Origin of the sequence: Bacillus altitudinis (genome assembly GCF_001191605.1) — a bacterium.
Lineage (GTDB): Bacteria > Bacillota > Bacilli > Bacillales > Bacillaceae > Bacillus > Bacillus altitudinis.
Window position 1 is genome coordinate 2,302,312 of sequence record NZ_CP009108.1, and the last position, 24,511, is coordinate 2,326,822.

General features: G+C 39.7%; 25 protein-coding genes. 20 read left to right on the forward strand and 5 right to left on the reverse strand.

Going from position 1 to position 24,511, the window contains the following annotated elements:
• Positions 1–58 precede the first annotated feature (58 nt).
• Genes ID12_RS11590 through moaD form a run of 6 tightly spaced genes read left to right on the forward strand, consistent with a single transcriptional unit; the run spans position 59 to position 4,189 of the window.
• Positions 59–640 (forward strand): molybdenum cofactor guanylyltransferase, encoded by a 582-nt coding sequence (locus ID12_RS11590; protein WP_017359414.1) that lies wholly within the window; start codon positions 59–61, stop codon positions 638–640.
• A 29-nt stretch (positions 641–669) separates the two neighbouring features.
• Positions 670–1,686, forward strand: a complete 1,017-nt coding sequence (locus ID12_RS11595; protein WP_050827223.1) for a MoeB/ThiF family adenylyltransferase — start codon at positions 670–672, stop codon at positions 1,684–1,686.
• Positions 1,687–1,695: 9 nt separating this feature from the next.
• Entirely contained in the window at positions 1,696–2,970 is a 1,275-nt protein-coding gene (locus ID12_RS11600; RefSeq protein WP_048001602.1) for a molybdopterin molybdotransferase MoeA, read from the forward strand.
• A complete protein-coding gene (mobB, locus tag ID12_RS11605) occupies positions 2,952–3,479 on the forward strand; it encodes a molybdopterin-guanine dinucleotide biosynthesis protein B (RefSeq protein ID WP_046527034.1) in 528 nt (175 codons plus the stop codon). Before ID12_RS11600 ends, mobB begins: the two co-directional genes overlap by 19 nt.
• Positions 3,472–3,963, forward strand: coding sequence for a molybdenum cofactor biosynthesis protein MoaE (locus ID12_RS11610; protein WP_008345161.1), 492 nt, complete (start codon positions 3,472–3,474; stop codon positions 3,961–3,963). The genes mobB and ID12_RS11610 overlap by 8 nt, the downstream gene beginning before the upstream one ends.
• Positions 3,956–4,189, forward strand: a complete 234-nt coding sequence (gene moaD / locus ID12_RS11615) for a molybdopterin converting factor subunit 1 (protein WP_008345159.1) — start codon at positions 3,956–3,958, stop codon at positions 4,187–4,189. Before ID12_RS11610 ends, moaD begins: the two co-directional genes overlap by 8 nt.
• 47 nt (positions 4,190–4,236) lie before the next feature.
• On the opposite strand, the gene ID12_RS11620 is transcribed toward moaD, so the two are convergent.
• Positions 4,237–4,614, reverse strand: a complete 378-nt coding sequence (locus ID12_RS11620) for a Rok-like winged helix domain-containing protein (protein ID WP_017359410.1) — start codon at positions 4,612–4,614, stop codon at positions 4,237–4,239.
• A gap of 518 nt (positions 4,615–5,132) precedes the next feature.
• Between ID12_RS11620 and yknW the strand changes: the two genes are divergently transcribed.
• The 8 genes from yknW to lepB all read left to right on the forward strand — a co-directional run bounded on the left by yknW (position 5,133) and on the right by lepB (position 13,446).
• Entirely contained in the window at positions 5,133–5,753 is a 621-nt protein-coding gene (gene yknW, locus ID12_RS11625) for a YknW family membrane protein (protein WP_008345152.1), read from the forward strand.
• A gap of 20 nt (positions 5,754–5,773) precedes the next feature.
• Positions 5,774–6,880, forward strand: a complete 1,107-nt coding sequence (locus ID12_RS11630) for an efflux RND transporter periplasmic adaptor subunit (RefSeq protein ID WP_050827224.1) — start codon at positions 5,774–5,776, stop codon at positions 6,878–6,880.
• Positions 6,877–7,578 (forward strand): ABC transporter ATP-binding protein, encoded by a 702-nt coding sequence (locus ID12_RS11635; protein ID WP_050827225.1) that lies wholly within the window; start codon positions 6,877–6,879, stop codon positions 7,576–7,578. The genes ID12_RS11630 and ID12_RS11635 overlap by 4 nt, the downstream gene beginning before the upstream one ends.
• Complete coding sequence (locus ID12_RS11640) at positions 7,565–8,758, forward strand: ABC transporter permease (protein ID WP_041092427.1); 1,194 nt, start codon at positions 7,565–7,567, stop codon at positions 8,756–8,758. Before ID12_RS11635 ends, ID12_RS11640 begins: the two co-directional genes overlap by 14 nt.
• Positions 8,759–9,093: 335 nt before the next feature.
• Positions 9,094–9,849 carry a DeoR/GlpR family DNA-binding transcription regulator gene (locus ID12_RS11645; RefSeq protein WP_048003194.1) on the forward strand — a complete coding sequence of 252 codons (756 nt, stop codon included), beginning with the start codon at positions 9,094–9,096 and terminating at the stop codon, positions 9,847–9,849.
• Positions 9,846–10,757 carry a 1-phosphofructokinase gene (gene pfkB / locus ID12_RS11650; protein ID WP_048003195.1) on the forward strand — a complete coding sequence of 304 codons (912 nt, stop codon included), beginning with the start codon at positions 9,846–9,848 and terminating at the stop codon, positions 10,755–10,757. Before ID12_RS11645 ends, pfkB begins: the two co-directional genes overlap by 4 nt.
• Positions 10,758–10,770: 13 nt before the next feature.
• Positions 10,771–12,663 carry a PTS fructose transporter subunit IIABC gene (locus tag ID12_RS11655; RefSeq protein ID WP_008345139.1) on the forward strand — a complete coding sequence of 631 codons (1,893 nt, stop codon included), beginning with the start codon at positions 10,771–10,773 and terminating at the stop codon, positions 12,661–12,663.
• Positions 12,664–12,873: 210 nt separating this feature from the next.
• Positions 12,874–13,446, forward strand: coding sequence for a signal peptidase I (gene lepB / locus ID12_RS11660; RefSeq protein ID WP_034647709.1), 573 nt, complete (start codon positions 12,874–12,876; stop codon positions 13,444–13,446).
• Positions 13,447–13,509: 63 nt separating this feature from the next.
• Here lepB and ID12_RS11665 read toward each other — a convergent pair whose 3' ends face one another.
• Positions 13,510–13,785 carry a hypothetical protein gene (locus ID12_RS11665; RefSeq protein WP_008345136.1) on the reverse strand — a complete coding sequence of 92 codons (276 nt, stop codon included), beginning with the start codon at positions 13,783–13,785 and terminating at the stop codon, positions 13,510–13,512.
• 144 nt (positions 13,786–13,929) lie between these two features.
• Between ID12_RS11665 and ID12_RS11670 the strand changes: the two genes are divergently transcribed.
• On the forward strand, positions 13,930–15,549 hold the full coding sequence (locus ID12_RS11670; protein ID WP_007498620.1) for an ABC-F family ATP-binding cassette domain-containing protein: 1,620 nt from the start codon (positions 13,930–13,932) through the stop codon (positions 15,547–15,549).
• 855 nt (positions 15,550–16,404) lie between these two features.
• Positions 16,405–17,817, forward strand: a complete 1,413-nt coding sequence (locus tag ID12_RS11680; protein ID WP_234717146.1) for an RES domain-containing protein — start codon at positions 16,405–16,407, stop codon at positions 17,815–17,817.
• A 534-nt stretch (positions 17,818–18,351) separates the two neighbouring features.
• Here the strand turns inward: ID12_RS11680 and ID12_RS11685 are convergent.
• The 3 genes from ID12_RS11685 to mreBH all read right to left on the reverse strand — a co-directional run bounded on the left by ID12_RS11685 (position 18,352) and on the right by mreBH (position 20,903).
• A complete protein-coding gene (locus ID12_RS11685) occupies positions 18,352–19,584 on the reverse strand; it encodes an aminopeptidase (protein WP_050827226.1) in 1,233 nt (410 codons plus the stop codon).
• 105 nt (positions 19,585–19,689) lie between these two features.
• Positions 19,690–19,821: a protein YkpC gene (locus tag ID12_RS19380; RefSeq protein ID WP_003210922.1), complete on the reverse strand. Its 132-nt coding sequence runs from the start codon at positions 19,819–19,821 to the stop codon at positions 19,690–19,692.
• Between the two features lie 74 nt (positions 19,822–19,895).
• Positions 19,896–20,903: a rod-share determining protein MreBH gene (gene mreBH / locus ID12_RS11690; RefSeq protein ID WP_017359401.1), complete on the reverse strand. Its 1,008-nt coding sequence runs from the start codon at positions 20,901–20,903 to the stop codon at positions 19,896–19,898.
• A gap of 276 nt (positions 20,904–21,179) precedes the next feature.
• On the opposite strand from mreBH, the gene ID12_RS11695 reads away from it, so the two are divergent.
• The 4 genes from ID12_RS11695 to ID12_RS11710 all read left to right on the forward strand — a co-directional run bounded on the left by ID12_RS11695 (position 21,180) and on the right by ID12_RS11710 (position 24,468).
• Positions 21,180–21,458: a transcriptional regulator AbhA gene (locus ID12_RS11695; RefSeq protein ID WP_050827227.1), complete on the forward strand. Its 279-nt coding sequence runs from the start codon at positions 21,180–21,182 to the stop codon at positions 21,456–21,458.
• 144 nt (positions 21,459–21,602) lie between these two features.
• The gene (locus ID12_RS11700) at positions 21,603–22,892 is read left to right on the forward strand and encodes an ATP-binding protein (protein ID WP_007498613.1); all 1,290 of its coding nucleotides are present in this window, start codon (positions 21,603–21,605) and stop codon (positions 22,890–22,892) included.
• 27 nt (positions 22,893–22,919) lie between these two features.
• Complete coding sequence (locus tag ID12_RS11705; protein ID WP_050827228.1) at positions 22,920–23,762, forward strand: gamma-glutamylcyclotransferase family protein; 843 nt, start codon at positions 22,920–22,922, stop codon at positions 23,760–23,762.
• A gap of 37 nt (positions 23,763–23,799) precedes the next feature.
• Positions 23,800–24,468 (forward strand): potassium channel family protein, encoded by a 669-nt coding sequence (locus ID12_RS11710; protein ID WP_008345123.1) that lies wholly within the window; start codon positions 23,800–23,802, stop codon positions 24,466–24,468.
• The last annotated feature ends 43 nt before the right edge of the window (positions 24,469–24,511 follow it).

Sequence of the window (24,511 nt, forward strand, 5' to 3'; positions counted from 1 at the left end):
TCAATAAAGTATGCGAAATGAGTGCGATTAGAACAACCATATCAAAGGGGATGAGATGATGAGAATAGTGAATGTGATACTAGCCGGAGGTGCTTCTAGGCGTTTTGGAGAGCCAAAGGCAAGTCATGTCTATCAGGGGAAACCACTATATGAACATGTGAAAGAGCAACTTTTGAAAGGGGAAACCGTCATCATCAGTCACCCGAAGCTTCTGCCTTTTTTCAAAGCAAGAGGGGAACAAGCTGTTTGGTTAGATGATGAACAGGTGCGTGGGTATGGCCCGCTTGCAGGTATATATACCGCTATGCAAAAGCAAGAAGCAGAGTGGTATTTAGTGACGGCATGTGATATGCCATTCATACGAAAAGAGACAGCCGTCGCTTTATCTTCTTATTGCCATAAGCATGTAGATGCTGTGGTTCCGATGGTGCAGGGAAGATTACAGCCGTTATTTGCGCTTTATCACCGCCGCAGTCTTCCGTTTATTTCTGCGTGTTTAAAAGAGAATCAATTAGCTATCAAAGACTTATTACAAAAACTTCACGTCCAGGTTGTTCCAGCCGACGAACTGAACGTGGCACCAAATGAATTTCATAATATCAATAAAAGAAGCGATTTACCTGAAAACGGTATGATATGATACATAAAAACGAGAAGGAGAGAACAATATTGAACGAGCGATATTCAAGGCAAATCTTGTTCCCTCCGGTAGGCGAAAAAGGGCAGTCTGCGCTTGCCGAAAGTCATGTCCTTATTGTTGGAGCTGGTGCACTTGGAACAGCATCTGCTGAAGGGCTTGTCCGATCTGGAATTGGTACTTTGACGATTGTAGATCGTGATTATGTCGAATTCTCAAATTTACAACGGCAGCAGCTGTACACTGAACACGATGCAAAGATGCATGTGCCAAAAGCGGCAGCGGCGAAAAAACGTCTCCAAGAGATCAACCATGAAGTGACCATACACGCTCTTATTGAAGATGCAGGAGTAGAGCTGTTAAGACCTTTATTCCGAAAAGCAAATATCGTCATTGATGCGACTGATAATTTTGAGACAAGAATGGTGATGAATGACTTATCTTTAGAAACAAATACGCCTTGGATTTACGGTGCCTGTGTGAGCAGTCAGGGAATGTATATGACCATTTTGCCGGGCAAAACACCTTGCTTATCATGTGTATTTACCTCAGTGCCTATTGGGGGTTTGACATGTGATACAGCTGGTATTATTTCTCCTGCTGTCCAAATGGTGTCGGCTTATCAGCAAACAGAGGCATTAAAATATTTAACAGGGCATGAAGAGCAAATGGAGCGAAAGTTTGTCACGTTTGATTTGTGGCAGTCGTCTTCGTTTAAAATGGATGTATCTCGTACGAAGCAGGAGAGCTGTCCATCTTGCGGCATAAATAGAACGTATCCATATTTACAGGAACAGCGAAAAAAAACAGCGATTCTTTGCGGGCGTGACACCATTCAGATCATATCGAAGGATTTAGAAAACCTTTCATTTCAGCATGTAAAAGAGCGTCTGTCCTCTATTTGTGAGGTGGAAGTGAACGATTTTTTAATTCATATACGCTATGAAAGACACCGTATCGTTTGTTTTAAAGGAGGACGTGTATTAATCCATGGGACAAATGATGAAAGAGTAGCCAATTCATTACTAGCAAGACTGCTAGGCATATAGGAGTGAGAAGTGATGGAAAGACGACAGCCAATTCCAGTAGAAGAGGCAGTAAAGAAAGTCCACCAATTTCAAAAACATGGACAAGTCGAATGGGTTCCTTTAAAGAACAGCCTTGGAAGATGGATTGCAGAGGATATTTTAGCAGATCACGATGTTCCTGCCTTTGATCGTTCTCCGTATGATGGTTTTGCACTTCGAGCAGAAGATACAAAGGAAGCATCGAGCGAGCATCCGATTGAATTTGAGGTCATTGATCATATAGGGGCAGGTATTGTTTCTGCAAAAACGATCGGTCCTTTTCAAGCGATTCGCATCATGACAGGAGCGAAGATTCCAAAAGGAGCAAATGTTGTGATCATGCTCGAATTGACGAAAACGTTTGAAAAAGACGGTAAATCAATGATGTCACTTAAAAGACGGCTGAAAAAGGGGGACAATATTTCTCGGCAAGGAGAAGAGACCCTCAAAGGGAACGTCATGATCAAAAAAGGCTCAAAAGTTACCCCAGGCGTGACGGCGATATTGGCAACGTTCGGGTATGCGGTTGTGCCAGTCGTCAAAAAACCGGTGATCGGTATCATCTCAACAGGTACCGAGCTCCTACAAGTAAGTGATGCCATGGTGGACGGTAAAATTAGAAATAGTAACCTAAGCATGGTATACGCTCAGGTTCTTGAAGCTGGAGGAGAACCGCTTGATTTAGGCGGTGTATCCGATGATTTTGATCAAAGCTATGAAGCCGTAAAAGCAGCCTTAAGCAAAGTTGATATGCTCATCACAACAGGTGGTGTATCGGTAGGTGATTTTGACTTTTTACCTGCTATTTATGAAAAACTAGGTGCAGAGGTGTTGTTTAATAAAGTCGCCATGAGACCTGGAAGTGTGACGACCGTTGCTGCGTTGTCAAATGGTCAATTGCTTTATGGGCTGTCAGGAAATCCGGCTGCCTGTTTTGTTGGCTTTGAACTATTTGTCAAACCGATCATTTATAAATGGTGTTTGAAAGAAAATCCATTTCCCGTTTTTGCTGAGGCGAAGCTGACACATGATTTTCCAAAAGCCAATCCATTCACACGATTTGTTAGAGCATCACTTGATTTCGCTGGCAGCCAGCTGAGTGTGACGCCAACCGGTCTTGATAAATCTAGTGCGGTGACATCTATTGCTCATGCTGATTGTTTCATTGTTTTGCCTGGAGGAACAAGAGGGTTTAGTGCAGGTGACCAGGTCAGCGTTCTGCTATTTCACCACGAAGGCGGTGCTCCATGTTGGATGACAAATTAAACATTCTACAAGTCGTGGGCTATCAAAATAGTGGTAAAACGACGCTGATCGAAAAATTATGTCAGCTGGCGGATGAAGAAGAAATGCAGCTAGGCTGCTTCAAACATCACGGACATGGCGGAAAGCCAGACCGTCTGTTCAAACAAAAAGATACGGATCGATATGTTCAAGCGGGTGCATTTGCCGCAGGTGTGGAGGGAGAAGGTGAATGTCACTTTTTCATACGGCACATGACATTCACACAACTAATCAACATGTGTCAGCATCTTCCTTTAGATGCCGTCTTGATCGAAGGATACAAACAGGCGCCTTATCGCAAAATCCTGTGTGTCAAAGACGAACAGGAACTCATTGATCTTTCAACACTTTCTCATATACAAGCAGCCATTTATTTCAATAAAGAAATACAATTCACTGAGAAATACCCGTTTCCTGTGTTTTCAGCATTTGACAAGCGCGGGATCACATTTGCTTTTAATTTATTGAAGGGGGAAGCCTCGTATGAATGAACTTTTTAAGATCACAAAAGAGCCGATTGATGTGAATGAATTGATTCAGCATGTCACAAGACGCAAAGCGGGAGCCATTACGACATTCATAGGCACGGTAAGAGAATGGACAAATGGCAAAAAAACGCTGCGTTTAACATATGAAGCATACATACCAATGGCGGAAAATATGTTGAGTCAAATTGGACAAGAAATTAAAAAACGCTGGCCCGATACAGAAGCTGCTATTGTGCATCGTATTGGCACTCTTGAGATATGTGACATTGCAGTGGCAATAGCTGTTTCATCACCTCATCGGAAAGCTGCATACGAAGCCAATGAATATGCGATTGAACGAATAAAGGAAATAGTTCCTATATGGAAAAAGGAATACTGGGAAGATGGAGAGGCTTGGATAGGTGATCAGCTTGAAACCGTTTCATACCCGGAAGGAAAACCTAGTACTCTCCAACTTAACGAGAAAGAAGGGAAGCGGCATGATTAGCGTATTATTGTTCGCCGGCCTTGCTGAGAAGGCCGGTAAACAACAAATCATCATTCAAAAAGATCAAACAACGGTTGATGAGATTAAAATAGAATTACAGGAGGTATATGGTGTTGATACTGCACAAAACGTGATGGTTGCAGTCAACGAAATATATACGAGGGGAAATGCTGAAGTGCGTAGCGGGGACACTGTTGCACTCATTCCTCCTGTAAGTGGTGGATAATAGATATTAGAGGATTTGGTTATGGCCAGCGGCTGTAACCAATTTTTTTATGTGTGAAAAGTTTGGAGAGGTACTTGGGTATGATCTTCGTAAATAAAACATCCCCGGCGTGCTTTAGAAATGTGAGGATCGAGCTGTTGAATGAGATCATACAATTCGCTGATTCGTCTCACATTGAAATCTGTTTGAGCTTGAAGCTGTTCTTTTAGTTCTTTTGTGCTCACGATGCTTCCCTTTTTTTCTTTAATAATATCTACACACCTTGCTGCGTAGTATATTTTGTCATTAGAAGGTCTGCTCTCTTTCATATCAAGTAATTTGAGCTCATGATAAATCAGTTCTCTTTCCTTTCTAAAGTATTGCCATGCTTCTTGTTCCTTTTCATAAAGTAAAATCAATTGCATTTTCAATTTTTCTCTTAACATTCACTTGACTCCATTTCCACTATCATTTAACCTACCTCTATTTTACATTATATGAAAAAATAACATTTGATCAAGTAAAATCCTTTTATTTTTATTTTTTTAATATGAAAGTATTGATACTAAAGGCTCATCTGTTCTATAAAAGGCGCTAAACATAGTCCTATAAAGCCGGGATTCATTGAAATTACTAGGAATATTTTAACAAAAAATTGTTGTGTCTAACTGAGACCATCTGAATCCAAAGGAAAAGGATATTTATTCCGAAAGACATGTTGTTTACTTCATAAACTGTTTTTCAGTCAGTAAAATCATGATTTTTTCATATGAATATGGTCGGATCAAGGTATCATTTGAAGGATGTCGTTCATGAAAATAGAATAATAGATTCAATCCTATCACTATGAAAATAAGAAAATCAAATGATCTATCACTTATTGGCAATCTTTTGATAAAATAGAAACAACAAGAGTATGAAAAAACGTTTCGATACTTACAGCACATGGAGAGGATGACATTTGATGAAAGAAACAACGCCAAAACCCACAATGATTGGAGTAAGCACAAGACCATCAGAGCATTTAAAAAGAGTGTGGGAGCAGCCATTCGTTTGGTGGCCTTTATCATGTGTGCTTGTATTAACAGTTGTTGTCACTTATTTGTCTCAGCTAGTGAATGAAGGATTGTGGGCAGATTTAATTTTACCAATCCCTTTCGTTTATGTGATCACGCTTATTGGTCTGGTCATTGGGATTGTCATTAATACTGCCGTATACAAGTTCATCGTCTTTTTAGCAAAAGGTGATGCAACATTTCATCAGCTGTTTTCAGGTGTACTGTATATCACACCTATTACGATCATTGGTACGATTATTTCTCATTTGGCGATCATTTTTTTTCATGTGCCAAAAGATATCACGGTTACCTCATTAAACGCATTCATTCGAATGTCTGGTCCATGGCATGCCGTGTTAGCCAATATCGATCTTTTTGTGATCTGGAATCTTGTTTTAACAGGCTTTTTATTGATCAAAGTCGGCCGCATTTCGCCAAGAATATCTTGGATTATTGTGAGTGTCTTTTATGTATTATCTTTAATTTTTCAATATGTAGGAACCACAATCACCATCAACATGCAGTAAGCTGGGGGTAGAATGTTTTTATGAGAAAGAAAATCATTATCGGATCCATTATCATTATTGTGATTGGTCTATTCATTGGATTTAATATTGCAAAAAACCAATCAAAGCCTGCCTCTACGGCATCATTTAAAACAGTCCAACTTGCATCAAAAGAAATAACTTCTACGGTGATGACGCCTGGAACACTTTCATTCTCGGAGGAGCAATTCATTTATACAGAAGAGGAGAAGGGAAGACTGAATCATATCGCTGTGAAAGAAGGAGAAAAGGTGAAAGTTGGAACACCGCTCCTTACATATGAAAATAAGGAACTGGAGCTTGAAGAACAGCAGCAAGCACTTGCGGCTGAATCAAGTACACTAAAGCTTGAACAATTACAAAATAGACTCAATACATTAGATGAAAATCAGGGAAAAAAGGCGGGCTCTGATTCGAAAAACGAGCGAGATCAGCTTGAACTCGAACTCAAAGCCGCTGAATTAGAGCAAAAACAAGCGGAGCTTAACCAAGAAAAAATAAAGGCACAAATAGAAGATTTAACGATACATAGCAAAATTGAAGGAACAGTCATCTCCATCGAGCAAGATGCTGGCGCAGGGAAGCTAGAAGAGAGACAGCCGGTGATCCATATTGGCAATGAGAAAAAAATGATCGTACGAGGCTTAATCACTGAGTATGACGCTATGAAAGTCAAAAAGAAACAAAAAGTAAAGGTAACGTCTGATGTCATTCGCGGAAAGAGTTGGCAAGGAGTGGTGAAAAAAGTGGGCGCTGTGCCTGCCCATTCAACAGCAGAAACAGCTGCTAGTGATCAAACGGTACAATATCCAGTCGAAATTGAAATAAAAGGGAAAAAGCCGGATGCAAAACCAGGCTTTAAAATGATCATGGAAATTGAAACGGACAAGCGTCAAGTGCTCACAATTCCTGAAACAGCCGTGAAAAAAGAGAAAGATGGATCATACGTTTATGTTGTTGAAAAGAATGCACTGAAGAAAGTAAAAGTGACATTAGGTGAAACGTCAGGTCAAGATCTTGAAGTGACGAAAGGTTTAACAAAAGAAGATCAAATCATTGCAGAGCCATCAGATGATATGTATGACGGAATGGAAGTGAATGCTGAATGATTCAGCTTTCAAACGTGACAAAAAGCTACGAAGTCGCTGAGGAGACATTTGATGTATTAAGTGATGTGGCCCTTGTCATTGGTAAAGGCGAGTATATGTCCATTATGGGCCCGTCCGGCTCTGGAAAATCAACGTTAATGAATATCATTGGCTGTTTGGACCACCCGACCTCCGGACAGTACCATTTTCAAGGTATGGAGCTGTCGGCAGCAAAGGATCAAGAACTGGCAGTGATTCGAAATCGATCCATTGGTTTTGTTTTTCAACAATTTTATTTACTGCCTAGATTAAATGCGAGGCGAAATGTTGAACTTCCGATGATTTACGCTGGTATCAGTCAAAAGGAAAGAAAAGAACGTGCGGAAATGGCACTTGAAAAGGTTGGTTTGGCAGATCGAATGAAGCATATGCCAAACGAGTTGTCAGGGGGTCAAAAGCAAAGAGTAGCCATCGCACGAGCGATTGTCAATGAGCCGAAGCTCATCTTGGCAGATGAACCAACAGGCGCTCTTGATTCAAAAACGAGCGGCTCGATTATGGAACAGTTTACAAAGCTCAATGAGGAAGGAACAACGGTTGTGCTAGTTACTCATGAAGAAGAAATAGCTGCGTATACAAACCGGATAGTCGTTGTAAGAGATGGACGCCTCGTTCAAGATAGATTGATACAAGGAGACGCAATGAATGAAACTCTTTGAAAATATCAAAATAGCGCTGAATTCTGTCCTAGCTCATAAATTGCGGTCTATTTTAACAATGCTTGGCATTATTATTGGGGTTGGATCAGTGATTGCAGTCGTTGCCATCGGTCAAGGCGGAGAGCAAATGCTGAAAGAATCAATTTCAGGGCCAAACAATACCATTGATATGACCTATACACCCTCTGATGAGGAGTTAAATGCGAATCCTAATGCGTTATTTGAAGCCACATTTACTGAAGAAGACATTCAAAGTGTTCAAGCATTGAATGGGGTTAAACAGGTTGCCTCCTCCACTGCACAAGGCATGCAATTAAGATTCCAAGATACAACAATAGATGCAACGGTCAATGGGATTAATGAAGGCTACACGAATGTACATTCTTTACATATAGCAGAAGGACAGGACTTACGTGAAATCGATTTTAGGAGCGGAAGAAGGGCAGCTGTTATTTCAGAAGGGATACAAAAAGAATTGTTTAATGGAGAGAAGGCAGTAGGCGAGTTGATTTGGATGAATGGACAGCCGGTTGAGGTGATCGGAGTTTTAGCAAAACAGGAAGGGCTGTTTTCATTTGATATGAATGAAATATATGTCCCTTTTGCAATGCTGACAACTGCATTTGGTGTGAAAGAATATGATAAGTTGTCTATTCAAGTCGCACATGCTGATCAAATGAAAGAAGTGGGAAAGAGTGCGGCTGCACGCTTAAATGAAAATCACCATACAGACGATGCTTACGAAATGATCAATCTGGAAGAGATTGCAGCAGGCATTGGTCAAATTACGTCTGTCATGACAACAATCATTGGCTCAATTGCTGGAATCTCATTACTTGTTGGCGGCATTGGTGTCATGAATATTATGCTCGTATCTGTCACAGAAAGAACAAGAGAAATCGGAATTCGAAAGGCACTTGGGGCAACTAGGGCTCAAATACTCGTTCAGTTTTTAATTGAGTCTGTCGTCCTTACACTGATCGGTGGGTTACTTGGAATTGCGCTTGGCTTCGGAGGTGCTTCACTTGTGTCACTGTTTGCAGGGTGGCCTTCTCTTGTATCGTGGCAAATCGTATGTGGAGGCGTCCTATTTAGTATGCTCATTGGTATTATTTTTGGACTGATTCCTGCCAATAAAGCAGCGAGGCTCGATCCGATTGAATCACTTAGATATGAATAATCCTAAAGTTAACTTTCAAAGTGCTGACAAGAAGGTAGAACGAGATATATTGCCTGCTGCTCCACACCTGAAGCTTTTATGCAAAACGCATAAAGGCTTTTTTTCGTTCAATTGAATGAAATGAAAAATGATAGAAATGCTAATATCATGACTTTCTTCTCAATGTCACATATTTTTCAGTTTACAAATGGTACATATAAAGGTAAGATGACCATTGTGAAAGATTTTGATAGTTATTGAATGTATTTGATTGTTTTGTATTGATAATGTTGAAAAAAGCGATTACAATAAAGGTGCGCGCAAAATGAATACGTTTTCAAAAGGGGGTGTTTTCAATGCTCACACCAGAAAGACATCAACTCATTATCGACTATTTAGAAGAAAACGATGTCATCAAAATACAGGACTTAACGATTATGACGGATGCGTCTGAATCTACAATTAGAAGAGATTTATCAGCCCTCGAAGAAAAAGGCTTTCTTAAAAGAGTTCACGGAGGAGCTGCTAAAATATCTAGTATTCGTCTTGAACCAGATGTGTTTGAGAAATCTGCCAAAAACCTTCATGAAAAGTCATTGATTGCAGAGGCAGCTGCATCACTTTTAAAACAAGGCGATTGTATTTACTTAGATGCTGGTACGACAACACAGCAAATGATTGACTTTATCGATCCAGATCAAGATATCGTGGTGGTGACAAATGGTGTCATGCACATTGAAGCACTCATGAGAAAAGGCATTTCTTTTTACCTGATAGGCGGATCAGTGAAACATCGAACAGGAGCCATGGTGGGAGCCGCAGCTTTGACAGCTATGGAAAATTACCGTTTTGACAAGAGCTTTGTTGGGACGAACGGCATTCATCCCGAGGCAGGGTTTACAACACCTGATCCAGAAGAAGCGCTCATTAAAAAAAGAGCTATAAAGCAGGCGAAAAAAACCTACATCTTAACAGATGCCTCAAAGTTTGGCGAAATATCGTTTTCAGCCTTTGCTAGTTTACAGGAAGCCACCATTATCACAAACGACGCAAAAGAGGATTCATTCGATAATTACCATGAAAAAACGGTTATAAAGGTAGTGAAAACATGATTTATACAGTTACTTTAAACCCATCAGTTGATTACATCGTACACGTGGAGGATTTTGCGGTCGGCGGTTTAAATCGTTCAACCTATGACAAAAAATATCCAGGTGGTAAAGGAATCAATGTCTCAAGGCTTTTAAAACGGCACGGTGTTGAATCAAAAGCACTTGGATTCATTGGCGGTTTTACAGGCAAATATATTCAAGACTTTTTACAAAACGAACAATTACAAACAGCCTTTCATGAGGTGTCAGAAGATACACGTATCAATGTGAAACTAAAAACAGGCGAAGAAACAGAAATCAACGGGCTCGGTCCAAGTATTACTGAAGCACAGTTCGATTCGTTTTTATCCCAATTCACTTCATTAACAGAAGGCGATGTCGTTGTATTAGCAGGTAGCATTCCTTCTTCACTGCCTCATAACACATATGAGCGCATTGCTGAGGTATGTGCGAAGCAAGGGGTAAGAGTAGTACTTGATATTTCTGGAGAAGCCTTAAAAAAAGCAGCAGATCTGAAACCATTCTTAATGAAACCAAACCATCATGAGTTAGGTGAAATGTTTGAAACCAGTATTTCATCTGCAGAAGAAGCCATTCCTTATGGGAAAAAGCTGTTGGAACAAGGTGCTGAACATGTCATTGTATCTATGGCTGGAGACGGCGCTCTCTTATTCAGTAAGGAAGGGATCTTTCAATCTAATGTTCCAAAAGGCAAGCTGATCAACTCAGTTGGTGCAGGGGATTCAGTCGTTGCAGGATTCTTAGCTGGCGTTTCTAAAGGCCTTTCCAGAGAAGAATCATTTAAGCTTGGCGTCACATCAGGAAGTGCTACAGCATTTTCTGAGGAACTTGGAACAAAAGAGCTTGTCGATACATTATTACCACAAGTAAAAGTCACACGCATTTAAAGGAGGAGTCATCATGAAAATTACAGAACTACTCACGAAGCATACGATTAAGCTTCAATTAGACAGCCAGCAAAAAGAAGCCGTTATTGAAGAACTGGTCACTGTATTAGATACAGCTGGTAAATTAAATGATAAAGAAGGCTACAAAGCAGCTGTTGTTAATCGTGAAAAACAAAGCTCTACGGGAATCGGAGAAGGAATTGCGATTCCTCATGCGAAAACAGCAAGTGTGAAAGAACCTGCTATTGCATTTGGCCGTTCAACAGCCGGTGTAGATTATGAATCATTAGACGGACAGCCAAGTCATCTTGTCTTTATGATTGCAGCAACTGAAGGCGCAAACAACACGCATTTAGAAGCACTTTCTCGTTTATCCACACTTCTCATGCGTGAAGAGATCCGAAAGCAGCTTCTTGAAGCGGCTACTGAAGATGAAATCATTGAAATTATCAATACACATGATAAAGACGATGAAGAAGAAGAGGAAGTCAAAGAGGAACCGGCTGCACCGGGAAAACCTGCTAAAATTTTAGCGGTGACAGCTTGTCCAACAGGCATCGCGCATACATTTATGGCCGCAGATGCTTTGAAAGAAAAAGCAAAAGAAATGGGCGTTGACATTAAAGTTGAGACAAACGGCTCTAGTGGAATTAAACATGCCCTGACAGCAAAAGAAATTGAAGAAGCGCCAGCTATTATTGTGGCAGCTGATAAACAAGTTGAAATGGAACGCTTTAAAGGCAAACATGTCATTGAAGTACCTGTGACAGCTGGAATTCGCCGTCCGCAAGAATTGATCGAAAAAGCCATCAATCAAGATGCGCCGATTTATAAAGGTTCAGGCGGCAGTTCTTCAAAAGATGAAAATGAATCGTCAGGCAAGGGAAGAAGTGGATTCTATAAGCACTTAATGAGCGGTGTAAGCAACATGCTTCCGTTTGTTGTTGGGGGCGGTATCCTCGTTGCGATTTCATTCTTCTGGGGAATTAACTCAGCTGACCCTAAAGATCCTTCTTTCAATTCATTTGCAGCTGTATTAAAAGGGATTGGCGGAGATAATGCACTTGCCTTAATCGTTGCTGTATTAGCTGGATTTATCGCAATGAGTATTGCAGACCGTCCAGGTTTCGCACCAGGTATGGTTGGCGGATTCATGGCCTCTGCAGCAGGTGCTGGATTCTTAGGCGGATTGATTGCTGGTTTCCTTGCTGGTTACATTGTGGTGCTGCTCAAAAAAGTATTCACTTTTGTACCACAGTCGCTCGATGGTATTAAACCAGTTCTGCTCTATCCATTGTTCGGTATTTTCTTTACAGGAATTATCATGCATTACATCGTCAACACACCTGTTAAAATGGTAATGGACGGATTAACACACTGGCTTGAATCACTTGGTACTGGAAACCTTGTATTAATGGGGATTATTTTAGCTGGTATGATGGCCATTGATATGGGTGGTCCGATTAACAAAGCTGCCTACACATTTGGTCTTGCGATGATTGCTGCTGGCAACTATGCACCGCATGCTGCGATTATGGCAGGCGGAATGGTGCCGCCGCTAGGAATTGCCCTAGCGACAACGATCTTTAGAAACAAATTCTCTAAACGTGACCGTGAAGCAGGTATTACATGTTACTTCATGGGAGCTGCGTTCATTACGGAAGGGGCTATCCCGTTTGCAGCGGCAGATCCTCTGCGCGTCATTCCTTCAGCTGTGATTGGTGCAGCAGTTGCAGGTGGATTAACAGAATTCTTTAGAGTGACGCTTCCTGCACCGCACGGCGGACTATTCGTTTTCTGGGTAACAAACCATCCAGTTCTTTACATCATCAGCATCTTAATCGGTGCCATCGTTACAGCGCTACTTCTCGGAATTCTAAAAAAACCAGTCCGACAAGAAGCTTAATTTGAAAAGAAGCATCGTGAAGAGCGGTGCTTCTTTTTGTTTAATCATCAGCAAATTAGGAAAAAATATCTAATTGAATGGTTGTCTTGTGAATTTTTAAATGACATGTGATAAAGTAAAGTTATTCAATTCGCGTTTCAAGTCTTTTAGCAGAAAGTCTTAGGAGGAAGCAGTATTTTGAACGAAGAAAACAAACAAAACGAAAATGACATTCAATCTGATGGGAAACAAGCCAAAAAAGAGAAGAAAAGTTCTCTGTTTGAATGGATCAAAGCTATTTTAATTGCACTTGCCCTCGTCCTCATCATCCGTACGTTTATTTTTGAGCCGTATGTGGTGGAAGGAGAGTCAATGGAACCAACCCTTCATGATGGAGAAAAGCTGTTTGTCAACAAAACCATCAACTATCTCGGTGGAGTCAAACGTGGTGACATCGTGATTATTAATGGAAAAGACGGTCAGAAAATTCATTATGTCAAACGATTGATCGGCCTTCCAGGCGACACGATTGAAATGAAGGATGATACGCTTTACATTAATGGTAAAAAAGTAGATGAGCCTTATTTAAAAGAGAACAAGGCGCATGCCAAAGAGTATGAGGTACATTTAACAGGAGATTTTGGTCCAGTGAAAGTACCGAAAAACGATTACTTTGTTATGGGTGACAACAGACTGAATTCTATGGACAGTCGAAATGGACTCGGACTCATTGAAAAGGATCGGATTGTCGGCACATCAGAATTTGTTTTCTTCCCATTTGGCGATATTCGACAAACACAATAAATACACCTTTCTCATTGCGTAAGAAAGGTGCTTGAATGGACGACCCTTCCTGTAGGGTCGTTTTTAATTTGGTGTGAGCATCGTGACAATGATGACAATGGCCAAAACAGAAGCGAAAACGGACCCAGTAATCGCCAAAACAGAACGGAATAATCCAATTTTCACATTGTCTTTTCCGCGCTTTTGTAAAAAGCGTTTTGAAAAGATGTGGACCAGTGTGTAAATGAGGACAAGCCCAATATAAAGGCCAAAGTCTCTTGCATTAAAGCCTGTTGCCGATAAATAAATGCCCATAAAGAAAATTAATAAACAGTATTCCATGAGTGTGAGTAATCTCAAATCGCCCGAACTCCTTCAACAAAAACATTCCCACTTATTATACCATATTGGACAAAAAGCCTTTGTTCTTAGCGAGAGACGTTTCTATCAATCGTTATTCATGTTATACTTCATATTGATGAATGAGTGATGGAGGATTAATAAATGATTGCAGTGAATAATGTTAGTTTGCGATTTGCTGATCGTAAATTATTTGAAGAAGTAAATATTAAGTTCACTCCTGGCAACTGCTACGGACTAATTGGTGCCAATGGAGCTGGTAAATCAACGTTCTTAAAGATTCTTTCTGGAGAAATTGAAGCTCAAACGGGCGATGTTCATATGAGTCCTGGTGAACGTTTAGCGATTTTAAAACAGAACCACTTTGAATACGAAGAGTTTGAAGTGTTAAAAGTCGTCATCATGGGTCACAAACGTCTATATGATGTGATGCAGGAAAAAGATGCGATTTATATGAAACCTGATTTCTCAGATGAAGACGGGATTCGTGCAGCAGAGCTTGAAGGTGAGTTTGCTGAGTTAAACGGATGGGAAGCGGAAAGTGAAGCTGCGATCCTATTAAAAGGTCTTGGCATTCCAGAGAGCCTGCAATCGAAGAAAATGTCTGAGCTTGGCGGATCTGAAAAGGTAAAAGTGCTTTTAGCACAAGCTTTATTCGGTAAACCTGACGTTCTCCTTCTCGATGAGCCAACGAACCACTTGGACTTACAAGCGATCCAGTGGCTAGAAGAGTTCCTCATTAACTTTGAAAATACCGTCATCGTCGTATCGCATGATCGTCATTTCTTAAACAAAGTATGTACGCATATTGCAGACCTTGACTTTGGAAAAATTCAAGTGTATGTCGGTAACTATGATTTCTGGTATGAATCAAGCCAGCTGGCATTAAAACTCAGCCAGGATGCCAACAAGAAAAAAGAAGAACAAATTAAGCAGCTTCAAGAATTCGTTGCTCGGTTCAGTGCGAACGCATCTAAATCGAAGCAAGCGACATCAAGAAAGAAATTGCTTGATAAGATTTCGCTAGATGACATTAAACCATCTTCTCGTAAATATCCTTATGTTCATTTTGCGCCAGAGCGTGAAATCGGAAATGATGTCCTTCAAGTAGAAGGTCTATCAAAAACGATTGACGGTGTAAAAGTACTTGATAACGTCAGCTTTATTATGAATCGTGAGGATAAAATTGCGTTCTTAAGCCGTAATGAACTTGCTGTCTCTACTTTATTTAAAATCCTTGCTGGTGAAATGGAGCCAGACAGCGGGACATTTAAATGGGGCGTGACAACATCTCAAGCATTCTTCCCTAAAGACAACAGTGAATATTTTGAAGGAAGCGATTTAGATCTTGTTGATTGGCTTCGTCAATATTCTCCTAATGATCAAAGTGAAAGCTTCCTGCGTGGTTTCTTAGGCCGTATGCTTTTCTCTGGGGAAGAAGTGAAGAAAAAAGCAAGCGTCTTATCAGGTGGAGAAAAGGTTCGTTGTATGTTATCAAAAATGATGCTGTCTGGAGCGAATATTTTGCTGTTAGACGAGCCGACGAACCATTTAGACCTAGAGTCCATCACAGCGCTAAATAACGGTCTAATGAGCTTTAAAGGGGCTATGCTCTTCTCATCTCATGACCATCAGTTTGTTGAAACAGTTGCAAACCGTATTATCGAAGTGACGCCAAATGGCATCGTTGATAAGCAAACAACTTATGATGAGTTCTTATCAGATCAAGAGATTCAAAAAAGACTACAAGAACTGTATGCATAAACATAAAGAAAAAAGACATCCACATGAGGATGTCTTTTTTCTTTAAAAAGCCCAATTTCCATTACAGATTACAGGTTCAACTTTATCCCCCGCAGTAATATTGTCAAAGTAGGTTGAAAACATTGATATATAGAGGTTTTATGCTTTAAAAAAGAGTAATAAAATGGATACGATCTAGAAAAGAGCTTTTTTGTAACCAAATGTGATTATCAATGCGTGACCAGAAAAGTATAGTATAATTAACCTTAACAGTTAATAAAGTTTCCCTTAGAATCAGCCTTTCTTTAAATTATCAAGGGAGTTTGTTTTGTGAATGAAGTGGGTACTCTGAAGCTTGCTTGCTGATCTTAAATTAAAACGCTTCTCCTTCCTTTGAAGATTGTGGATAAGGAAAGGGGGAGATACTTTTGTTATAAGAAGAAGTAAGCTATTACACAACGCTAGAAATCAATGACTAGTTACTTTGAGTGCCAATGTAGCTAAAATATGTAGAGGTAAGTGTTGACTGTAAAAGCTTTTACACTAGTTGAATATTAGTTGTTTTGTAAATTGCTTGTAGGCATTTGTATATGAAGAATGATTAAGCGATACACAACATAATAAGCTGTTACCAGTATGAAAGTATTTAAATAAGAGCTATTTAGGACGGCTATGGGAGCTACTCTTTTTTGTTGGAAGTGAATCATATTACCACAGTTTATATATCCTATTGCAGCTAAAAACAGGGGAATACACATTACACAACATGCTACTGAAGAGCTCCTGTAAAATTGGAGGTTAAAGAGTGTTTCAAACTCCCTCTAAAATTCTGATATTATTTTTATTAGACATATTGGTAGAAGAGAGGTGTTCATCGTGGAAGAAGAGAATGAAAAAGAAGATTTAAAGGTAGATAATTCACGGAATGAAATTCCAGTGAATAACTATAAATTAGTAACAGGTTCAATATCAGGATTAAATACGAATGCATTGAAATTAGCAACAGGTGCACTGTCAGGATTAAATACGAATGCATTGAAATCAGCAACAGGTTCAATATCAGGATTAAATACGAATGCATTGAAATCAGCAACAGGTTCAATATCAGGATTAAATACGAATGCATTGAAGTCAGCAACAGGTGCACTGTCAGGGTTTAATACGAGTGCATTGAAACCAGCAACAGGTTCAATATCAGGATTAAATACGAATGCATTGAAATCAGCAACAGGTTCAATATTAGGATTAAATACGAATGCATTGAAATCAGCAACAGGTTCAATATTAGGATTAAATACGAGTGCATTGAAATCAGCAACAGGTTCAATATCAGGATTAAATACGAGTGCATTGAGGTCAGCAACAGGTGCACTGTCAGGATTAAATACGAATGCATTGAAATTAACAACAAGTGCATTCTCATCAGTCAGTTCAAATTGGGTTTTATCAGATTCGGTGGTTAATGAAATGTCTTTAGTAAACAATGAAACGGATGCCAAATACATATTTAGTAAAATACCCAAAGATGACTATCAAATACTTCAAAGTTTTGATGATGATAGTGAAAAATTGGAGTTTGTTCTCGAAAATAAAGAAAACACCGAATCTATACCTGTGAGAGGCATACCAAAAGTATTGGCAGTTACAGATATTGTAACAAGCCTTAGTACTAAGGATGTTTTTAATCTTTATAGACATTTAGTTGAATTCCCAATGCTCGGTTTGGAGCATCCAGTGGGACGAAGAATTTTCGATGAAATTAACATGAACTTAATTATAGTTGAGAACTTAAACTTATTCCGTGTAAGAAGTCGAGATATCAAAATAAGAAAGCTACCTTTTACCGATAAAGAGATGTTTAAAGCCCCACACGGAGTATCTGGACAAGGCAGATATAATTTTGGAGGTCACGGAGAATTATATACTTGTAATGTAAAAGAAGTGGCTCTAAACGAGATTGTATCAGATGATCCTAATTTAAGATACGACATAATTGAATGGAAATTAACGGAACCTGTAAAGTTATTAGATTTATCAGACTCTGGATCTCCTTTAGTGCAATACTGCAGTTTTGAAAAGTCGACTCAAAACGGTCAAGAGTACTTACTTCCTAACTTTTTAGCGCAATGTGCAAAGTATCATGGAGTATATGGAATTATTTATGAGAGTGTAGTTAATCCGGCTGCATTAAATTATGTCTTCTTTGATTATCAAGAAAGATGGTTTAATACTGTAGATATGGAATTTGACAAAACATACAATCAAAATAGTTTAGCCACTATGAAATGAAGTGGAGTTTTATTTATGAGCAAAAGCCACCAATAAGGATGGCTTTTTTATTCTCCTAATAAATTTACATAAACATCATTAAATAAATGAATTTGAACTGTTCATTTAATCCAAATTGAAATATTATGAAATTTTGCAGTGTTATCTGATGTAGGGTCCACTTTTACATAAGGATTAAGACTATAAGCAATAATTTGTTTATTATGTTTTTTATAATTATCTTTCATCTATTCTATTAACTTTCCAAATTCCTCATAGACTTTGACACTCACACTTTGAATATTCCGAAATCCTTCTACATCTGTATCCTTAACAGTAAGTTTTTCAAAAATAAAAGAATAATGGTTTACTATTTTTGTCTTTTCTTTTTATATGGACACTCCCTTAATCCAAATTACATTAGATAAATATAGCCACGTGCTTCCAAGTATGCAGAAACACGTGGCTGATGAACTTGATAATTTGTTCAAATCTAAAGAAATGTGACAACTCAGGGTTTAAAGGCTTCAAAACGTCTCTATATCAAGTTACTTCTTAAAAAGCCCAATTTCCATTTCGGAAAATCGGTTCACGTTTACCATCTTTTGTGATTCCATCAATATTCATTTCCTTTGAACCAATCATGAAATCGACGTGTGTAATACTGCTGTTCACACCAGCTGCGTCTAGTTCCTCACGTTTCATCTCTTTACCGCCTTCGATATTAAATGCATAACCGCTGCCAATGGCAAGGTGATTGGATGCATTTTCATCGTAAAGTGTATTGTAATAGAGGATATTTGAGTTAGAAATTGGTGAATCGTCTGGTACAAGGGCAACCTCACCTAGATAATGTGAGCCTTCATCTGTTTCAACGAGAGAGGTTAAAATGTCTTCGCCCTCTTTGGCTTTCACATCTACAATACGCCCATTTTCAAAGGTTAACGTAAATTCATCGATAATGTTTCCTGCATAACTAAGTGGCTTAGTGCTAGAGACAGTCCCGTTTACACCATCTTTTTTAGGTACGGTAAAGACCTCTTCTGTTGGCATATTGGCCATGAATGATACGCCGCGTTCACTTACGCTGCCAGCACCTACCCAAATATGCTGCTCTGGAAGTTCAATCGTTAAATCTGTACCTGGTGCTTCATAGTGCAGCTTGTGGTAGTGACGTTCATTTAATACTTTTACTTTTTCATTTAGTGATTCATCATGCTTTTTCCACGCTTCAACAGGATCTGGCTGGTTAGCACGGGCGACTTTAAAGATTTGGTCCCATAATAATGCAACAGCTTCTTCATCTGCATGCTCAGGGAAAATCTTTTTCGCCCAATCTTTTGATGCAGCACCGACGACTGTCCATGCAACTTTGTCAGATTGAACGTATTGACGATATGTATGAAGTGCTGAACCTGCAGCTTTTTGCTGTGAAGCAATTTTTTTCGAGTCAATGCCACTTAGAAGATCAGGGCTTTCTGACAAGATCGTAATAAAAGCACCGCCACGTTTTGCGATGGTTTCCATCATCTGTGCTTCCCATTCTGGAAATTGCTCAAACACATCTTGTGGGGCATGTTCATATTTTAAACGGGTCAGAACACCATCACTCCAGCGGATATGTACGTTTTTCGCTCCGCGCTCATATGCGTGTTTTGCCACAAGGCGGACAAGGTCTACAGATTCAGTGAACGCAGATACGACCACTTCTTGACCACTTTGAACATTTACACCTACTTCAACGATGGTTTTTGCATATTGATCTAGTTGTTTTTCGAATGAACTCATAAAAACCCTCCTTTAGTCATGTTCATCATATCAGATTTAAGACCGAAAAGGAAAATGGGGAGCCGTCCCGAAGCAAAATAAAAAAGCCGCTTTCGTGCGGCTTTTTTAGCGGTTCAGTTGTTTCACAGGCTGTGCATTAGAAGGGGGCATATGTGAAAACGATAGGCTCATTCCTCCTAAAATAATACCGGTTAAAATGACTGTGACAACGACCCGTTTACCTAAATCAAGCAACATGTTCTTCCTCCTTCACGTTTATCCATTCATCACGATATGATCGAAATGATGAAAAAAGAAGTAGAACATGAAGATTATTTTAATGTTTTTTGCAATTTGTCGATGACTTCTAATGAACGACCTGTTCCAATTGCGACAGATTCAAGAGGATTTGCTGCGATATGAACTGGGACGACAATTTCTTGAGAGAGCCATTCTTGAATGCCGTTTAATAGTGCACCACCGCCAGTTAGAATGACACCTCGATCTACGATATCACCACTCAGTTCTGGAGGGCTGTCTTCTAATGTAGCCCGAATCGCCTCTAAAATATGAAGAAGTGATTCACGCATAGCACCTTGAATTTCTGTTGATTCAAGTGTAATTGTTTTTGGAAGACCTGTGACAAGGTCGCGTCCACGAACTTCTAATGACTCAGGTTCGTGTTCAATGAGTCCATAACCAATTTCCATTTTTACCTGCTCAGCTGTCCGTTCACCAATCAGTAAATTGTATTTCTTTCTCACAAAAGTAATGATATCTTCATCCAGTTGATCTCCGCCAATTCGGATCGAGTGGCAAGAGACAACTCCGCCAAATGAAATGATCGCTACCTCTGTCGTTCCTCCGCCAATGTCTACAACGACGTTGGCAACAGGCTCGTCCACCGGGAGATCAGCACCGATTGCAGCTGCGACGGGTTCTTCAATTAAATGCACATGCTTTGCCCCGCAATTTTTGACAGCATCGCTGATCGCGCGGCGTTCGACAGCTGTTGAACCTGATGGTGTACAAACAACCACAGTCGGCTTTCTAAAGGTAAACCCAATATTTTTTCCTGCTTTTTTCATAATTTGTTTAAGTAAATCGGTTGTCATATCGTAATCAGCGATGACACCATCTTTCATCGGACGGATCGCTACAATTTTTCCAGGTGTTTTCCCAATCATCTCTTTTGCTTCTGACCCCACTGCAAGGACAGTTTTTGTTTCCGTATCTACTGCCACAACGGATGGTTCATTGAGAATAATTCCTTTATTTTTACTGTAAACCAATATGTTAGCTGTTCCTAAATCAATTCCAATTTCGGCATTTTGAAACATGTTTTCACCCAATCTCTATTTTTGCTGTTTTAAACAATTTTACATTTAAAAGTTCAGAGGGTTGAGGTCATTTGTGGGGGTGTGTGATCACCTTGAAATGAATCTGTAAAATTCAAGTCTCATTTTGACATTCACAATAAATTTTCCCTTTGGTTTTTCGATTTTGAAAAAAATTTTTATGCAGGAGAAACCTTTTAAGAATCTCTTACGTCTACGATATATCAATTGGTGAAAAACAGATTGATCTTGAGCTAATGAAAGAAAGAGGGAACGAAATTGAAATCTATCGGAGTTGTAAGAAAAGTAGATGAACTAGGGCGTATTGTGATGCCAATCGAATTGAGAAGAGCACTTGATATCGCTATTAAAGACAGTATGGAATTTTTTATAGATGGAGATAAAATCGTCTTGAAAAAATATCAGCCAGAGGGCGTCTGCCTGATGACTGGTGAGATTACTTCTGAGAACCACGAGTATGGAAATGGTCAAATTACATTAAGCGCTGAAGGCGCAGAACTACTGCTAAAAGAGCTTCAAGAAGTCCTTCAGCAGTAAATAAAAATAGCCTGTTCTCTCCCATTGTGCTGAGAGCAGGCTATTTTTTCTAAAAAAGTTCCTTAAAAATGCCGCATCTCCCTCAAAAAATAAGTGGAAAATGGTACAATTGACAAAGAATCTCAGGGCGGCAGGTGGAATTATTTGAACAAAACATATCAAGTACGGATCCTGTTATCCGTTCTTGCATTTATATTAATTTTGAGCTGGGATTTCTTTTATTATCTTAGCGGCTATCACATTAATTGGCCGCTCGATCTAGCCTTTACAGTCGTTGTTTTGGCCGGTATTTGGACCATCTCAGGCTATGTGGACCGGTTGAATTTGCTTGTATCAGATTTAAATAAACGAGAAAAAGAAGCACACGAACTGACAGAGCGGCTGAATCGAATCACAGATAACTTGCAAGAAATCGTTTTTGAAACCAATGAAAAAGGGGAAATCATTTTTTTAAATCAAGCATGGAAACAAATGACGGGTTACGACATAGAGGAGTGTCTAGGTACGATGTACAATCAGTACTTTGATCAAGAAGAGCATGTCGTTCAGCATTTGTTGTCTGTGATCAAAGAGCATAAGGATGAGGGGCGGGTGGAGCTGCAGCTTCTCCATAAAGAAGGAAAAAAGGTATGGGGAGATGTGCATTATAAGCTTTATTTCGATGAACAGCACCAGTTTACTGGAGGTATTGGAACGGTTGCAGATATCACGAAACAAAAGCAGGCAAAGCTTGAACTTGAAAGATCAAATCAGCAATTGCAAATGCAGGCACAAAAGCTGGCTGTTGCAGGACAAATAGCCGCTGGCATTGCCCATGAAGTCAGAAATCCGCTCACCTCAGTCAATGGATTTTTGCAGCTGATGAAAACGCAATATCCTGAAAGAACCGATTATTTTGATATCATCTTTTCTGAAATTAAACGCATTGATTTTGTTTTAAGTGAACTGCTTGTCTTAGCAAAACCTCAATCGGTTCAATTTCAAGAAGTACAGCTCCATGATTTGCTAGAGCAGGTGATTACCTTATTAAAGACAAATGCCGTTCTTTCAAATATTGATCTCAAACAGCCATTTAAAAAGCAGGATGCTGGCACGATATTAGCAGACGCCAATCAAATGAAGCAGCTGTTCATTAACTTAATCAAAAATGCGATCGAGGCGATGCCTGAAGGCGGCAATATATACATATCAACAGAAAAAGTGATGAATGAATGGAAAATCACGATCCAAGATGAAGGAAAAGGAATGTCCGAAGAGGACATTCTGAAAATATATGATCCTTTCTTTTCGACTAAAAAAGAAGGTACAGGACTTGGTTTAACGATCTGTGCGACGATCTTAAAAGATCACCATGGAAGAATGGATGTAAAGAGCGAGCTCAGCAAAGGGACGGCTTTTGATATTTACTTACCTGTGTATCAAAAAAGCAGATAGTAGCAAGGTGAGAGGGTGTGATGTGTGATGACGAAGGAGACAAAAACGTTATTTGTGTATGGGACACTTTTAAAGCACGAAAAGTATCACGAGACATTGATGAAAGAAAGCAGTCCATTAGCAGCATCTGCTTGGATAAAAGGGAGACTGTACGATACAGGTGAGGGTTACCCTGTGTGTGTTGTCTCGGAACAAAACACAGTATACGGAGAATTGTATGAGGTCAGTGATGAAACGTTGCATAAGATAGATGAGCTAGAGGAAGGGTATGACCAGCAGGAAATAGAGGTTATGACAGACCAGGGACCAAGGTCAGCCGTTGCTTATACAATATGTAAGCAGAAGGCTTCGAGCCTAAAGGAGATTGAAAGCGGCTGCTGGAAGTCATATCAACTATGGGAGCGCAAACCGTCTTCCTTCTATTATTTTGCCTATGGGTCCTGCATGGATGATGCAAGGTTTAAGCTTGCGAAAGTGGATCATTATTTTAAACAAATCATCGGCGGCGGCACACTTGATCGTTTTACCACAAGGTTTACATTGGTGCGTCCTGATGGATCAAGAGCAGATATGGTAGAAGACGGCGGAGAAACAGAGGGTGTTCTATATGAAGTGCCTTTTGATGCCATTCGTTATTTGTACAAACGAGAAGGTGTAAATGAAGGGACTTATCGTCCAGCATTTGTCGATGTCACAGTAGGTGATCAAGTGTATGAGGACTGCTTAACGTTTCTCGTTTTAAAAAAGAGCGAAGAAATTGCGCCTCCTGGTCATTATCGCAGTGAAATCGAAAAAGGAGCAGACCTTTACTTAAGTGAAGCGTTCCGCAAAAAAATACGGTCGCATATGGATTCATTAATCAAACCGTAGTAAAATGCATGGTAAGTGATATAAAAGGAGTCTGAACATGAAAAAGGAATATGCAGTCATTGGTCTTGGACGCTTCGGCGGAAGTATCTGCAAGGCGCTAAGCGAAGAAGGACTTGAAGTCATGGCCATGGATATGAATGAAGATCGTGTGAACGAATATGCTAAAATTGCATCACATGCCGTGATTGGTGATTCGACGGACGAATCTGTTTTAAAGAACCTAGGCATTCGCAATTTTGATCATGTGATCGTGGCGATAGGTGAAAACATTCAGGCGAGTATTTTAACAACGATTATGCTGAAAGAACTTGGTGTCAAAATGGTCACAGTGAAAGCTCAAAATGACTACCATGAAAAGGTTTTGAATAAAATTGGTGCGGACCGTATTGTCCATCCAGAACGAGACATGGGCAGACGGATTGCACATAAAATTATTTCTAACAACGTGCTTGATTATTTAGAGCTGTCAGATGAGTACAGCCTTATTGAAATCGTAGCCAACAGCAGACTTGCTGGGCACTCTTTGTTAGATCTCGACATTCGTGCAAGGTACGGGATCAATATCGTGGCAATTAAGCGAGGGAAAGAAGTGATCGTTTCACCGCTCGCAGATGAAATGATTCAAAAAGAAGATATTCTCATTGTCATTGGGGCAGTAGCAGATATCGGGCGCTTTGAAAAACGGGAAATGCAGAACGACTATTAAACACTCCGAGAAGGGGTGTTTTTTGCTTTAGAAGTGTACATAT

Bases quoted from the DNA above. Each gene is read 5' to 3' on its own strand.
- ID12_RS11590 (WP_017359414.1), top strand. From the start codon at position 59: ATGAGAATAGTGAATGTGATACTAGCCGGAGGTGCTTCTAGGCGTTTT.
- mobB (WP_046527034.1), top strand. From the start codon at position 2,952: ATGTTGGATGACAAATTAAACATTCTACAAGTCGTGGGCTATCAAAAT.
- ID12_RS11610 (WP_008345161.1), top strand. From the start codon at position 3,472: ATGAATGAACTTTTTAAGATCACAAAAGAGCCGATTGATGTGAATGAA.
- moaD (WP_008345159.1), top strand. From the start codon at position 3,956: ATGATTAGCGTATTATTGTTCGCCGGCCTTGCTGAGAAGGCCGGTAAA.
- ID12_RS11620 (WP_017359410.1), bottom strand. From the start codon at position 4,614: ATGTTAAGAGAAAAATTGAAAATGCAATTGATTTTACTTTATGAAAAG.
- yknW (WP_008345152.1), top strand. From the start codon at position 5,133: ATGAAAGAAACAACGCCAAAACCCACAATGATTGGAGTAAGCACAAGA.
- ID12_RS11630 (WP_050827224.1), top strand. From the start codon at position 5,774: ATGAGAAAGAAAATCATTATCGGATCCATTATCATTATTGTGATTGGT.
- ID12_RS11635 (WP_050827225.1), top strand. From the start codon at position 6,877: ATGATTCAGCTTTCAAACGTGACAAAAAGCTACGAAGTCGCTGAGGAG.
- ID12_RS11640 (WP_041092427.1), top strand. From the start codon at position 7,565: ATGAAACTCTTTGAAAATATCAAAATAGCGCTGAATTCTGTCCTAGCT.
- ID12_RS11645 (WP_048003194.1), top strand. From the start codon at position 9,094: ATGCTCACACCAGAAAGACATCAACTCATTATCGACTATTTAGAAGAA.
- pfkB (WP_048003195.1), top strand. From the start codon at position 9,846: ATGATTTATACAGTTACTTTAAACCCATCAGTTGATTACATCGTACAC.
- ID12_RS11655 (WP_008345139.1), top strand. From the start codon at position 10,771: ATGAAAATTACAGAACTACTCACGAAGCATACGATTAAGCTTCAATTA.
- ID12_RS11670 (WP_007498620.1), top strand. From the start codon at position 13,930: ATGATTGCAGTGAATAATGTTAGTTTGCGATTTGCTGATCGTAAATTA.
- ID12_RS11685 (WP_050827226.1), bottom strand. From the start codon at position 19,584: ATGAGTTCATTCGAAAAACAACTAGATCAATATGCAAAAACCATCGTT.
- ID12_RS19380 (WP_003210922.1), bottom strand. From the start codon at position 19,821: ATGTTGCTTGATTTAGGTAAACGGGTCGTTGTCACAGTCATTTTAACC.
- mreBH (WP_017359401.1), bottom strand. From the start codon at position 20,903: ATGTTTCAAAATGCCGAAATTGGAATTGATTTAGGAACAGCTAACATA.
- ID12_RS11705 (WP_050827228.1), top strand. From the start codon at position 22,920: ATGACGAAGGAGACAAAAACGTTATTTGTGTATGGGACACTTTTAAAG.
- ID12_RS11710 (WP_008345123.1), top strand. From the start codon at position 23,800: ATGAAAAAGGAATATGCAGTCATTGGTCTTGGACGCTTCGGCGGAAGT.